This is a genomic window from Klebsiella huaxiensis (assembly GCF_003261575.2).
Classification (GTDB): Bacteria; Pseudomonadota; Gammaproteobacteria; order Enterobacterales; family Enterobacteriaceae; genus Klebsiella; species Klebsiella huaxiensis.
In genome coordinates, this window is sequence record NZ_CP036175.1 from 3,643,996 (window position 1) to 3,655,872 (window position 11,877).

The following is an 11,877-nucleotide window of genomic DNA, read 5'->3' on the forward strand; positions in this document are numbered from 1 at the left end:
GCCCGCATGTCTATTACCGATAAACAAAGCTTTCGCGACGCCATGGCCCACGTTGGGGCGGCGGTTAACATTATTACCACCGATGGCCCGGCAGGCCGCGCGGGGTTTACCGCCAGCGCTGTCTGCAGCGTGACCGACGCGCCGCCCACGCTGTTGGTGTGTCTGAATCGATCGGCCTCAGTCTGGCCAATATTCAGCCAGCACCAGGCGCTGTGCGTCAACACGCTGGCTGCCGGTCAGGAGGGATTATCGAACATGTTTGGCGGTAAAACGCCGATGGCGGAACGCTTCGCCGCCGCTGACTGGCAAACCGGCGCAACCGGCTGTCCGCGTCTGGAACAGGCGCTAGTGAGCTTTGACTGCCGCATCAGCCAGATTGTTAGCGTCGGGACTCACGACATTCTGTTTTGTGAAGTGGCGGCAATTGTTCGCCATCCGGACCCGCGTGGACTGATGTGGTTCGACCGCGGCTACCACACGCTGATGCGCCCAGCCTGTTAACCTAAAACCCAGGATCTCATCATGGCTCTCTTCGATTTTCCTCGCTGGCAGTTAACCTCCCCCTCCGCCGAGTCCGGCGTCGTCGCTCCCGATGAACGGCTGTCTGCCGGGCAAACCGTGGTGATGGGCGTTCAGCACGCGGTGGCGATGTTTGGCGCAACCGTGCTGATGCCAATCCTGATGGGGCTGGATCCCAATCTGTCGATCCTGATGTCCGGCATCGGCACCCTGCTGTTCTTTTTGGTCACCGGCGGGCGTGTGCCGAGCTATCTTGGTTCCAGCGCCGCCTTCGTCGGCGTGGTCATCGCCGTCACCGGTTTTAACGGCCAGGGGCTAAACCCGCACCTGAGCGTCGCGCTGGGCGGTATTATTATCTGCGGGCTGGTTTATACCCTGATTGGCCTGGTGGTGATGAAAATCGGCACCCGCTGGATTGAGCGGATGATGCCGCCGGTGGTGACCGGTGCGGTAGTCATGGCGATCGGCCTGAATCTCGCGCCAATCGCGGTGCGCAGCGTGTCGGCAACGCCCTTCGACGGCTGGATGGCGGTGCTGACCGTTCTGTGCATCGGCCTGGTGGCGGTGTTTACCCGCGGGATGCTGCAGCGGCTGCTGATCCTCGTTGGGCTGATAGTCGCCTGCGCGCTCTACGCGCTGCTGGCGAACGTGTTTGGGCTCGGCAAGCCGCTCGATTTTAGCCTGCTTGAACAGGCGGCGTGGTTTGGTATGCCGCTGGTGACAACGCCAACGTTTAACAGCCAGGCGATGATGCTGATCGCACCGGTCGCAGTGATTCTGGTTGCGGAAAACCTCGGCCACCTGAAGGCGGTTGCCGGGATGACCGGGCGCAATATGGATCCGTATATGGGACGTGCGTTTGTCGGCGATGGACTGGCAACCATGCTTTCAGGTTCGGTTGGCGGCAGCGGCGTGACCACTTATGCCGAGAATATCGGCGTGATGGCGGTAACCAAAGTGTACTCCACGCTGGTGTTCGTCGCGGCGGCAGTAATTGCGATGCTGCTCGGATTTTCGCCGAAATTCGGTGCGCTAATCCACACTATTCCCGGGCCGGTTATCGGCGGCGCATCCATCGTGGTGTTTGGTTTGATTGCCGTCGCGGGTGCGCGGATTTGGGTACAAAACCGGGTTGATTTGAGCCAGAACGGCAATCTGATTATGGTCGCGGTAACGCTGGTGCTGGGCGCGGGTGATTTTGCGCTATCGCTGGGCGGCTTTACCCTCGGCGGGATCGGTACGGCGACATTCGGCGCGATTCTGCTCCACGCGCTGCTTAACCGCCGTCAGCATGAAGTCAAACAACCTGACGTCACCCCTGTTTAACCCGCTGGTACGTACCTGTAACCTGGACAGATGCGCAGCATCGCCTCCGGGAAATTATGCCATCCTGCGCTGTGCTCCTGGGGGCGGCGCAGGGCTACAGGTCCCCCGCCGTCTGCGATCTGGTAGCCCGGACAGGTGCACAGCACCGCCTCCGGGAAATTATGCCATCCTGCGCTGTGCTCCCGGGGGCGGCGCAGGGCGCCTTGCCCGGGCTACAGGTCCGCCGCCGTCTGCGATCTGGTAGCCCGGACAGGTGCGCAGCACCGCCTCCGGGATCGTTCCATGCAGGAGCAAATAAAAAACCGCCGACAACACGTCGGCGGCGAGGGCGATGGGGTCGAGCCCTGGAGATTAACCCCAATCAGTTCTGAATCAGTCGGGCCCGCTAGCTGTCGCGATTGCCGTGACTGTTTTTTCCCCCTTTTTTGCCCGCTTCGGAAGCGCGCTGGGGATCGTTTTTAAAGTTCCCCCCGCTATGCTGGCCACCTTTACGACCGGCTTCTGATGCTCTTTCACGGTCTTCGGCAAAGTTGCCGGCACCGCCACGATGGTTTGCCATTATGGACCTCCATACATGCTGCATTAGTGAATCACAAGACCGTAGCCTCCACGATACAGGTGCCGTATCGCGTGCCTTTAAGGTTAGCGAATGAAAACCACGCTCAATGGATATAGTCACATCCTGAAATAGATTTTCCATAAGAACGACCATTGCCATGCCGGGCGTTCGCTAAGCGCCTCTTATGATTGCCGAAAAACGTCGGGTTAAATATGTATCTTTTTGCAACAACCTTTAATCTTTGCAATTTTGTTATAAATCAAACAAATGATTGTTGCATTTGCACTCTTCGCCAGAGGTCTTATCTTTAAAGGTAGCCAGTCAAGTAACTGGTCTATAACGCAACCGAGGAGTGATGCAAATGGCTAAGATTCTGGTGCTTTATTATTCAATGTACGGACACATCGAGACCATGGCGCATGCCGTCGCCGAAGGAGCAAACAAGGTTGATGGCGTTGAGGTGGTCGTGAAGCGCGTGCCGGAAACCATGCAGGCAGAGATTTTTGCCAAAGCAGGCGGGAAAACACAAAACGCCCCCGTTGCCACGCCGCAGGAGCTGGCTGAGTATGACGCCATCATCTTTGGTACCCCAACCCGTTTCGGCAATATGTCCGGACAGATGCGCACCTTCCTTGATCAGACCGGCGGCCTGTGGGCATCCGGCGCGCTGTACGGCAAGCTGGCCAGCGTATTTAGCTCAACCGGTACCGGCGGCGGCCAGGAGCAAACCATTACCTCCACCTGGACCACCCTTGCCCATCACGGGATGATTATTGTGCCGATTGGCTACGGTGCTCAGGAGCTGTTTGATGTCTCGCAGGTTCGCGGCGGTACGCCATACGGTGCCACCACGATTGCCGGGGGCGACGGCTCACGTCAGCCAAGCGAGGAAGAGCTGGCGATTGCCCGCTATCAGGGTGAGCATGTCGCGGGCCTGGCCGTTAAGCTACACGGTTAATCTTCAGCAGGAGGAAAAGCATGCCGAATCAAGAAGCAAAAGCCCACCGCGTGGGTGAATGGGCAAGTTTACGCAATACCTCTCCCGAAATTGCCGAGGTAATTTTTGAATTAGCCAATTACGATGAGAAGCTTGCGGAGAAAATCTGGGAAGAAGGCAACGATGAAGTGCTGCCTCTCGCTTTCGCCAAAACGGATAAAGATTCCCTGTTCTGGGGCGAGCAAACCATTGAGCGTAAAAACGTCTGACTATCTGTCGTTGTAGCCCGGACAGGTACGCAGTACCGCCTCCGGGAGTTATTGCATGAGCTTCCCGGAGGCGGCGCGTTGCGCCTGTCCGGGCTACAAAGTCTTGCTCAACCGTCAGCTGCAAAACCCGGATTGCTCCGGGTTTTTTATTACCTTCGTTACTTCGTCGCCTCGGCCATCGCCTTTTTGAAGGTATCCATCGGACAGAAGCCGTTATCATCAACCGGACACCCGTTCAGCGCCATCGTCACCCGCTGCGGCGGTGATTGCAGGGTCAGCGCGTCGGCATTGCGCAACTGCTCGGTACTTTGATAGACATACTCAATTTTCATCAAATCGCGGTTGCCGCTGTTATCGTGCCAGCGCTGGAACACCAGCTTGCCGCCGATCGGCGTGCGCTCGTACTGGTTATGCAGCTGATAAGGTTTAAAATCCAGCGCCGTCAGCAGCGAGGCGATATTGGAATCATGCCCTACCAGCAGCGTCACTTTCGCTGCCTTTGTTGCATCGCCCACCAGCGCGTTGTCAATATATTTCACCAGCGGTTTAGCCACGTTGCGCGCCACTTCTGGGGAAGTAAACAGGCTATCCTGATAACCATTTTTCAGCTTCGACAGCACCTGCCACTGCTTATCGCTTTTGATTTCCCCCCATGCCACCTGATCTTTCGGGAAACCTTCGTAGTATTGCAGCGTAAAGGCGTCGACCAGCGAGTTGCCCACCTTCAACGGCCCGGATACGCCCGGCTCCTGCTGATATTTAGCGCTAAAGGTATCTTTACCCTCGCTCAGCGAGCACTGCTGTTTCTCTTTGCAGGAAGGCGAATTGCGATAATCCGTCATCTCCTCCAGCAGCTTATAGCTCTCGCTCAACTGCATTCCCTGGCGCTCTTTCTCCATCGCCTGCACCGCTTTTTCACTGAAGGCGGCGGAATCATCGGTGATCACCGGGTTGAAGGTTGGGTCCATCGTGCCCATTTTTTCCTGATGATGCACCGTTACGCCGCAGCCGGGAAACGCGCCGGTAATAAAGAACTGCGCCGTAGCGACGGTGCGTTGCAGACTATTTGCATACGCATAAACCGCGTTCTCAGGCGGGCACTCGCCGCTGGTTACCAGCCCCTGCTGCGCCAGCCATTCGCGCATATAGTGCCCCATATAAACTTCCAGCACCCCGCCCTTGGTGGTCAACTGGCCGCCGGGCACATCCCACTCCGGCCAGGACTTCGGCGTTGACTGCTCCAGTACGCTGCCGTTGTTCGCCAACGGCGCACGCAGGTTATGACGACTCATGATCAGCACCTGTTGCAGCTGGTACCCTTCCGGTGCGGTCTGTTCCTGCGCCTGGACGCCTGCGGACAGTAGTACAACGCCTGCCACGGCGGCGGCGAGTAGACTTTTTCTCATCCCTTAACCCTCAGTCAGTGATTATCATCGCCTTAATTGTGACAAATTTATGACATTTTTCCGGGCAATGGCTCGCAAACTCGCTAACGAGACGATTTTTCTAGCGTTTTAACTGATGCCCGTTCTGCCGCATCCACTCCGCCAGCGGTTGCAGCGCGCTGCGCATCGACAGCCCCAGGTCGGTTATCTGATATTCAACCCGTGGTGGAATCTCCGCATAGACGTGGCGCGACACCAGTCCGCGCTGCTCAAACAGGCGCAGTTGGCGGGTGAGTTCTTTTTGCGTAATCGGCGATACCGCGCGCAGCAGTTCGCTGAAGCGCACCGGTACGTTAAGCACAATCAACCGATAGAGGATCGGAATCGCCCATTTCCCGGCAATCAGATTGACGAAGTCGGTCATGGGACAAGATTCTTGCGGCAAATTTTTTTGCGTTGCCCGCGCCGCGATTTCCGCCATAGCACACCTTTTTGTTCATTAGTACCCAATTGGTACCTGGTACCCTTTGGATACTAATGTACTTATAGTAACTTTTCCAGTCATGCAAGAGGTGTGAAGAGATGGGACGTTTAGCAGGAAAATTTACCTTGATTACCGGCGGTACCAGCGGCATAGGTCTTGCCACCGCACAGGAATTTCTCTCTGAAGGGGCACATGTTGCGGTCACCGGGCGCAACCCCGTCGCACTTGCACAGGCGAGGACGATACTGGGTGAGAAGGCGTGGGTTATTGCCGCCGATGCGGGGGATATCGGCGGGCAACGTCAGCTGGCGGAAACGCTGAACAGCCGATGGGCACGGCTTGATGCAGTGTTTATCAACGCCGGGGACGTCACCCACGGTAAATTCGGCGAATGGCATGAAGAAGACTGGGATCGGCTGATGAACATCAATCTGAAAGGCCCCTTTTTCTTGCTACAGGCGCTGCTGCCGCTGTTGGCAAACCCGGCGTCGGTCATTCTGTGCGGTTCGGTAAGCGCCCATATCGGCCTGCCGACCAGCAGCGCTTATGCCGCCAGTAAAGCCGGGCTGCTATCGCTGGCGCGTACGCTGTCCGGCGAACTGCTGCCGCGCGGTATTCGCGTTAACGGCTTGAGTCCAGGCCCGGTACACACTCCGGCGCTGGACAAACTGGGGCTCAGCGCCGAGGCGCTGGAGAATCTACAAACGGAGATCGAGAATCTGGTTCCTCTGGGCCGTATGGGCACAGCGCAGGAGCTGGCGAAAGCCGCGTTGTTCCTGGCCTCGGATGAATCCAGCTATGTTGTCGGGACAGAACTGTTGGTCGATGGCGGCACGGGGAATCTATAACTTTCGCAGCGGCGGTTACTCCGGTAGCGGCACCGCCGCCAGCGTACAGATGGCTTCATGCTCACCACCGCGATGGTCGATTATCAGAACTTTATCTCCCGCCTTTTTACCTTCGCAGGGTTTTAAAACCTGATCGACAATACGTTCACGAATTGACTGGCGATCGGAATCAGCCAGGCTACTAAAGGAAGTCACTACCAGCGCCAGCCCAACGAGACCGACGATATGCTTATTACCCATTTATTACTCTCAACCCATATTTAAGCGGGCCAAGGTTAGCAGCCTGCCGGGCTCACGTCTGTAAATTCGCTTAAAGGTGTGTAACTCAGTTTACTTTTTGACCACCTCGGTGCTTTACACTTCACATTTATTCATGTAAATAATAAGTTAATAGCTTCACTGGCAGTCCATTGTTGTCTGACTCACCGGGTCATCTTTAAGAAATATCCCGATGCTATTATCTCGATATCACGGTATTTTTTCTTCATGTTAAACATAACATTAGGTTAATTTATGTCAGGTATCCTGCTCTTTATCGTCGCGGTAGTTTTGCTGGGAGTCGCCCTCTACAGCCTGGTGTCCTATATCAAGGATCGACGCGCTGGACAACTACCAATTCATAAGAAAAAGAAATAATACATCCTCACTATTCTTACCTTCTGCCCCTACTATTTTTACCGGACCGCCTGATTTCAAACGATAATGACAAAAAAGAAGGCAGGCTTGCTCGCCTGCCTTTGTGTCGGCGTAAAAAATCGTTACGATTCCCAGGCCTGTTCCGCTTTGGCTCCATCAAACTGCGGCGGCGGCTTGCGGAAACGGCGGGTGAGATAAGTCAGATAGAGTAAGCCCAGCCCCGCCCACACCAGACCGAGCGTTAGCGATGTCGCCTCCAGATTCACCCACAATACGCCGACCGTCAGCGCCCCGACCATCGGCAGCAGCAGATAGTGCAAACGATCTTTCCACGTTTTGTTGTAACCCTTACGCCGCCAGAAGTGGTTAAACACCGACAGATTGACGAAGGTAAACGCTACCAGCGCGCCGAAATTAATCAGCGCCGTGGCGGTGACCAGGTCGAAGAACAGCGCAGACAAGGCAACAATTCCGACCATAATGACGTTCAGCGCCGGAGTGCGCCATTTCGGGTGGACGTAGCCAAAAACGCGCTCCGGGAAAACGTTATCGCGCCCCATCACATACAGCAGTCGTGAGACGCTGGCGTGCGAAGCCAGACCTGAAGCAAGGGTATTAACAAACGTCGTGCACAGAAAAATCGACTGGAACAGCTTGCCGCCAACGTACAGGGCAATTTCCGGCAGCGCCGCATCCGGATCTTTAAAGCGGCTAATATCGGGGAAAAAGAGCTGCATAAAGAACGATGCAGCGATAAAAATTATCCCGCCGTAGACCGCGGTGAGGAAAATCGCCTTCGGGATCACCCGCGCGGCGTCCGGCGTCTCTTCAGAGAGCGTGGTCACCGCATCGAAGCCGAGGAACGAAAAACAGACTATCGTCGCGCCGGTAATAATCGGGATCAGATGCGCGTTCTGGCTAATAAACGGCTGGAGCGACCAGACGGTACCGACCCCTTCCCCTTTATGCAGCCCCTGCACCACCAGCACGATGAAGACCACCATAATCGAGATCTGCACCAGCACGAAGAGGGTATTGAAGTTCGCCACCAGGTTGACGCTTTTCAGGTTCGCCGCGGTGAGGATCGCCACAAACGTCACCACCCACACCCAGGGCGGCACTTCCGGAAACAGCGCGGAGAGATAAATCTTCGCCAGCAGAACGTTGATCATCGGCAGGAACAGATAATCCAGCAGCGAAGACCAGCCAACCATAAAACCAACATGCGGGCTGATCGATTTCTGCGCGTAGGTATAGGCCGAACCCGCCTGCGGAAACTGGCGCACCAACTTGCCGTAGCTAATGGCGGTAAACAACACCCCAGCCAGCGCCAGCAGATAGGAAGCCGGTACGTGACCGTTGCTGATGCCGGAAACGATGCCAAAGGTATCAAACACCGTCATCGGGGTCAGGTAGGCCAGCCCCATCATCACTACTTGCCACAGTTTGAGCGATTTGCGCAGCCCGGGTTTGCCCGCTTCAGAGGCGTTGTCGAGAGAGGTGTTAATAGCCATTGTCATTTCCCCCGCTGCACACCTGGGTTTGCGGTCGTAATGACCGGAAAACAAACCAACTTCGCAACGGGGTTAATGGTAAATCAAAAAGTAAAAAGAACCGACGAGCGGCGGTGGCTGCGCATTCCATGCGGCCAGGACGGCCCCCTTCTCCCTGCGGATATTTGAACATCTGCATCATCTCACTTTCCTCGTCACACACTGTGTCGTTAACTGAAGCCCGTTGCCGCCTGCGCTCCTTAACGCGGCATCCGGGAAATGGCTGGGCTCCCAGCACAAACGTCCGACCAGGCTCCGCTCAGGCCGTATGATGCTACTTGTGGTAAAACTAAGGTGCCCCTCGCGGGGCGGCAGTCAGGCGTTTTTCAACATCCACTCAATTTCAGTTTCGGTGATCAGACGCTCAAACTGCAGTAATTCGTCATGTTTACAGGCGTGATAAACATGGCAGAAACGCTCGCCAAGCCGCTCTCGCAAGTGGTCATTTTGCATAAACTCCCACAGCGCATCGCTCTGGCGAATCGGGAAAGGCAGGCCATCTTGCTCCAGACCGTTACCTTCCACCTCTTCCTGTAGCGGCAGCGTATTATCCAGACCGTGCAAAATTCCGGCAAAAATCGCCGCCATCACCAGATACGGGTTGGCATCCGCTCCGGCCACGCGATACTCCACGCGATGGTTATGGCGATCGCCGCACGGAATACGCAGCGCTACCGTCCGGTTGTTATGCCCCCATGATGCCTGGGTCGGCACGTACATTCCCGGCTGGAAGCGACGGTACGAGTTGACGTTCGGTGCCAGCAGAGCCATCGAAGCTGGCATCAGGTCAATCATCCCGGCGAGCGCGCGTTTTAACATCGCGGAATCTTCACCATCCGCATCCGCCAGTACGTTCTCGCCTTTATTGTTCTGCATGCTGATGTGGATATGCATCCCGCTTCCGGCGTGCTCTTCATAGGGTTTCGCCATAAAAGTGGCGTGCATCTTATGCTTCTCCGCCATTAAACGCACGAGGCGTTTTAGCGCCAGCGCATCATCACAAGCGTCGAGCACGTTATCGGTATGATGCAGGTTGATTTCAAACTGACCGGGAGAGGCTTCCGCCACCGCGCCGTCGGCCGGGATCAGCTGAAGCTGGGCGATTTCATCAATATCATTAAGGACATCGGCAAAGTGGTTGAGGTTATCAACGGAGTAAACCTGGCTCTGGGTATTGCGATCGCCGGTCCCCGGAGCGCACGGCGGCTGCAGGTAGCCTTCAGCATCGCGCTTACGGTCCAGTAAATAGAACTCCAGCTCTACCGCTACCACGGGGAACAGTCCGCGCTGGCGCAGCTGCTGCCAGAGTCTGTTCAGAACGTTCCGCGGCTCAACGTCAAAGGGAGCGCCATCTTCATCAACCATGGTCAGCAGTACCTGACCAATATATTCCGGGTCCGCCGCCGACGGCGTTAAGGTACCCAACACCGGTACGCAGGTGCGATCCGGTTCGCCCATCTCCTGACCGAGCCCCGCTTCCTCGACCACATTACCGAGAATATCCATCGCAAACACCGACGCCGGGAAATAGCAGCCCTTCTCCAGCTTGCTCAGGCTGGATACCGGGATCCGCTTACCGCGGAAGCAGCCGTTCAGGTCGGTCAGCAGAACATCAACATATTGCGTATTGGGGTAACGCTCAAGGTAGCGCTTCACTTCCCAGGTGAACGCGCTGACCCGTCTCTCTTCCGACTGCTGAACAAAATTCTCAACTTCTACGATATTGGTTTCCATGATTCACCGCCGTTGTTTTAGTTTTGGACTCTGATTAGCACTGTTAAATATAATGTCCACTCTTCGAATGTGTATGCAAATAAATTGTTTGTCAAATGTTAAATTAAGTTTGCAAAGGGCTATTCCCACTGCTAGATTGAGAAAATATTGAACGAAATGGCCGTTTTACCCGCTAATCCGGTCATAATTTAGTCCACTTTGTGAGGGCGATCATGGAAAATATAATGTACAAGCCAGTTATTGGCGTGGTGATGTGTCGGAACAGGCTTAAGGGTCACCAGACCCAAACTCTGCAAGAGAAGTACCTGAATGCGATTGTTCACGCCGGAGGGTTACCGATTGCCCTGCCGCACGCGTTAGCGGAACCGGACCTGCTTTCTACGTTACTGCCTAAACTGGATGGCATTTACCTGCCGGGCAGCCCAAGCAACGTGCAGCCGCACCTTTATGGTGAAAACGGCGATGAGCCTGACGCCGATCCCGGGCGTGATCTTCTGAGCATGGCGCTGATCAACGCCGCGCTCGAAAGGCGCATCCCCATTTTCGCCATCTGCCGTGGGTTACAGGAACTGGTTGTCGCCACCGGCGGGACTCTGTATCGTCGTCTGTTCGAGCAGCCTGAACTGCTTGAGCACCGCGAAGATCCTGAGCTTCCTGTAGAGCAGCAATATGCACCCTCACATGAAGTTCAGGTTCAGGAAGGAGGATTACTTTCTCAGTTAATACCGGGCTGCAACACGTTTTGGGTCAACTCGTTACACGGGCAGGGAGCAAAAACACTGGGTCCACGGCTGCGCGTGGAGGCGCGTTCTTCGGACGGGCTGGCGGAAGCGGTTAGCGTTTATGACCATCCTTTCGCTCTGGGCGTGCAGTGGCATCCTGAATGGAACAGTAGCGAATACGCCCTGTCGCGGATGTTGTTTGAAGGTTTTATCACCGCCTGTCAGAACCATATCGCTGAAAAACAGCGACTCTGACCACTACCGTTAAGGAAATGCAAATATGAGCGATGACGGACTGGCGCCAGGGAAACGTTTGTCAGAGATCCGCCAGCAATTGGGTCTCTCACAGCGTCGTGCCGCCGAACTGTCTGGGTTAACACATAGTGCCATCAGCACCATAGAACAGGACAAAGTCAGTCCTGCCATCAGCACGCTGCAAAAGCTGCTGAAAGTCTATGGGCTGTCGCTCTCGGAATTCTTTTCTGAACCAGAAAAACCGGCTGAACCGCAGGTGGTTATCAATCAGGACGATCTGATTGAAATCGGCAGTCAGGGGGTGTCGATGAAGCTGGTTCATAATGGAAATCCGAACCGCACGCTGGCGATGATTTTTGAAACGTACCAGCCTGGAACCACAACCGGGGAGAGGATCAAGCATCAGGGCGAGGAGATAGGCACCATACTGGAGGGTGAAGTCGTGTTGACCATTAACGGTCAGGCGTATCACCTGGTGGCGGGGCAAAGCTATGCCATTAACACCGGCATACCGCATAGCTTCAGCAACACCTCGGCAGGCATCTGTCGAATTATCAGTGCCCATACCCCCACCACATTCTGATTTTTAGCCTGAGATTCTTTCAGGCTTTCTTCAGGCCTGCGCCGTCGGAGCTTAATTCCGCCGGCGC

15 protein-coding genes are annotated in these 11,877 nt (G+C 55.5%); 8 read left to right on the forward strand and 7 right to left on the reverse strand.

What is annotated here, in order from left to right; genetic code table 11:
- The first annotated feature begins 6 nt into the window (after window positions 1-6).
- Together rutF and rutG are read left to right on the forward strand one after the other, a co-directional pair.
- Complete coding sequence (gene rutF / locus DA718_RS17580) at window positions 7-501, forward strand: NADH-dependent FMN reductase RutF (protein ID WP_112215192.1); 495 nt, start codon at window positions 7-9, stop codon at window positions 499-501.
- Window positions 502-522: 21 nt separating this feature from the next.
- The gene (gene rutG, locus DA718_RS17585; RefSeq protein WP_112215193.1) at window positions 523-1,845 is read left to right on the forward strand and encodes a pyrimidine utilization transport protein G; all 1,323 of its coding nucleotides are present in this window, start codon (window positions 523-525) and stop codon (window positions 1,843-1,845) included.
- Between the two features lie 385 nt (window positions 1,846-2,230).
- Here the strand turns inward: rutG and DA718_RS17590 are convergent, their stop codons facing one another.
- Window positions 2,231-2,404, reverse strand: a complete 174-nt coding sequence (locus DA718_RS17590; RefSeq protein ID WP_112215194.1) for a con-10 family general stress protein — start codon at window positions 2,402-2,404, stop codon at window positions 2,231-2,233.
- A gap of 361 nt (window positions 2,405-2,765) precedes the next feature.
- On the opposite strand from DA718_RS17590, the gene wrbA reads away from it, so the two are divergent.
- Complete coding sequence (gene wrbA / locus DA718_RS17595; protein WP_112215195.1) at window positions 2,766-3,362, forward strand: NAD(P)H:quinone oxidoreductase; 597 nt, start codon at window positions 2,766-2,768, stop codon at window positions 3,360-3,362.
- Window positions 3,363-3,382: 20 nt separating this feature from the next.
- Window positions 3,383-3,610 (forward strand): YccJ family protein, encoded by a 228-nt coding sequence (locus DA718_RS17600; RefSeq protein WP_112215196.1) that lies wholly within the window; start codon window positions 3,383-3,385, stop codon window positions 3,608-3,610.
- A 158-nt stretch (window positions 3,611-3,768) separates the two neighbouring features.
- Here DA718_RS17600 and agp read toward each other — a convergent pair whose 3' ends face one another.
- Window positions 3,769-5,016, reverse strand: coding sequence for a bifunctional glucose-1-phosphatase/inositol phosphatase (gene agp, locus DA718_RS17605; protein WP_112215197.1), 1,248 nt, complete (start codon window positions 5,014-5,016; stop codon window positions 3,769-3,771).
- Window positions 5,017-5,116: 100 nt separating this feature from the next.
- Window positions 5,117-5,476 carry a winged helix-turn-helix transcriptional regulator gene (locus DA718_RS17610; protein WP_110277168.1) on the reverse strand — a complete coding sequence of 120 codons (360 nt, stop codon included), beginning with the start codon at window positions 5,474-5,476 and terminating at the stop codon, window positions 5,117-5,119.
- 101 nt (window positions 5,477-5,577) lie between these two features.
- On the opposite strand from DA718_RS17610, the gene DA718_RS17615 reads away from it, so the two are divergent.
- A complete protein-coding gene (locus DA718_RS17615) occupies window positions 5,578-6,327 on the forward strand; it encodes an SDR family oxidoreductase (RefSeq protein WP_112215198.1) in 750 nt (249 codons plus the stop codon).
- Between the two features lie 15 nt (window positions 6,328-6,342).
- Here DA718_RS17615 and DA718_RS17620 read toward each other — a convergent pair whose 3' ends face one another.
- Entirely contained in the window at window positions 6,343-6,567 is a 225-nt protein-coding gene (locus tag DA718_RS17620; protein ID WP_110277170.1) for a hypothetical protein, read from the reverse strand.
- 273 nt (window positions 6,568-6,840) lie between these two features.
- Here DA718_RS17620 and DA718_RS17625 point away from each other — a divergent pair, with 273 nt between their 5' ends.
- Window positions 6,841-6,963 (forward strand): small membrane protein, encoded by a 123-nt coding sequence (locus DA718_RS17625; RefSeq protein ID WP_110277171.1) that lies wholly within the window; start codon window positions 6,841-6,843, stop codon window positions 6,961-6,963.
- A gap of 122 nt (window positions 6,964-7,085) precedes the next feature.
- Here DA718_RS17625 and DA718_RS17630 read toward each other — a convergent pair whose 3' ends face one another.
- The 3 genes from DA718_RS17630 to puuA form a co-directional block, all read right to left on the reverse strand.
- Window positions 7,086-8,477, reverse strand: coding sequence for an APC family permease (locus DA718_RS17630; protein ID WP_112215199.1), 1,392 nt, complete (start codon window positions 8,475-8,477; stop codon window positions 7,086-7,088).
- The gene (locus DA718_RS31155) at window positions 8,467-8,658 is read right to left on the reverse strand and encodes a YmjE family protein (RefSeq protein ID WP_112215200.1); all 192 of its coding nucleotides are present in this window, start codon (window positions 8,656-8,658) and stop codon (window positions 8,467-8,469) included. Before DA718_RS31155 ends, DA718_RS17630 begins: the two co-directional genes overlap by 11 nt.
- Before the next feature lie 173 nt (window positions 8,659-8,831).
- Entirely contained in the window at window positions 8,832-10,250 is a 1,419-nt protein-coding gene (gene puuA / locus DA718_RS17640) for a glutamate-putrescine ligase (RefSeq protein ID WP_112215201.1), read from the reverse strand.
- A gap of 224 nt (window positions 10,251-10,474) precedes the next feature.
- Here puuA and puuD point away from each other — a divergent pair, with 224 nt between their 5' ends.
- Together puuD and puuR are read left to right on the forward strand one after the other, a co-directional pair.
- On the forward strand, window positions 10,475-11,227 hold the full coding sequence (puuD, locus tag DA718_RS17645; protein WP_167492790.1) for a gamma-glutamyl-gamma-aminobutyrate hydrolase: 753 nt from the start codon (window positions 10,475-10,477) through the stop codon (window positions 11,225-11,227).
- A 25-nt stretch (window positions 11,228-11,252) separates the two neighbouring features.
- Window positions 11,253-11,810, forward strand: coding sequence for an HTH-type transcriptional regulator PuuR (puuR, locus tag DA718_RS17650; protein WP_004849766.1), 558 nt, complete (start codon window positions 11,253-11,255; stop codon window positions 11,808-11,810).
- The last annotated feature ends 67 nt before the right edge of the window (window positions 11,811-11,877 follow it).

Coding starts and splice junctions, on each gene's coding strand:
- rutF (WP_112215192.1), top strand. CDS start 7: ATGTCTATTACCGATAAACAAAGCTTTCGCGACGCCATGGCCCACGTT.
- rutG (WP_112215193.1), top strand. CDS start 523: ATGGCTCTCTTCGATTTTCCTCGCTGGCAGTTAACCTCCCCCTCCGCC.
- DA718_RS17590 (WP_112215194.1), bottom strand. CDS start 2,404: ATGGCAAACCATCGTGGCGGTGCCGGCAACTTTGCCGAAGACCGTGAA.
- wrbA (WP_112215195.1), top strand. CDS start 2,766: ATGGCTAAGATTCTGGTGCTTTATTATTCAATGTACGGACACATCGAG.
- DA718_RS17600 (WP_112215196.1), top strand. CDS start 3,383: ATGCCGAATCAAGAAGCAAAAGCCCACCGCGTGGGTGAATGGGCAAGT.
- agp (WP_112215197.1), bottom strand. CDS start 5,016: ATGAGAAAAAGTCTACTCGCCGCCGCCGTGGCAGGCGTTGTACTACTG.
- DA718_RS17610 (WP_110277168.1), bottom strand. CDS start 5,476: ATGGCGGAAATCGCGGCGCGGGCAACGCAAAAAAATTTGCCGCAAGAA.
- DA718_RS17615 (WP_112215198.1), top strand. CDS start 5,578: ATGGGACGTTTAGCAGGAAAATTTACCTTGATTACCGGCGGTACCAGC.
- DA718_RS17620 (WP_110277170.1), bottom strand. CDS start 6,567: ATGGGTAATAAGCATATCGTCGGTCTCGTTGGGCTGGCGCTGGTAGTG.
- DA718_RS17625 (WP_110277171.1), top strand. CDS start 6,841: ATGTCAGGTATCCTGCTCTTTATCGTCGCGGTAGTTTTGCTGGGAGTC.
- DA718_RS17630 (WP_112215199.1), bottom strand. CDS start 8,477: ATGGCTATTAACACCTCTCTCGACAACGCCTCTGAAGCGGGCAAACCC.
- DA718_RS31155 (WP_112215200.1), bottom strand. CDS start 8,658: ATGATGCAGATGTTCAAATATCCGCAGGGAGAAGGGGGCCGTCCTGGC.
- puuA (WP_112215201.1), bottom strand. CDS start 10,250: ATGGAAACCAATATCGTAGAAGTTGAGAATTTTGTTCAGCAGTCGGAA.
- puuD (WP_167492790.1), top strand. CDS start 10,475: ATGTACAAGCCAGTTATTGGCGTGGTGATGTGTCGGAACAGGCTTAAG.
- puuR (WP_004849766.1), top strand. CDS start 11,253: ATGAGCGATGACGGACTGGCGCCAGGGAAACGTTTGTCAGAGATCCGC.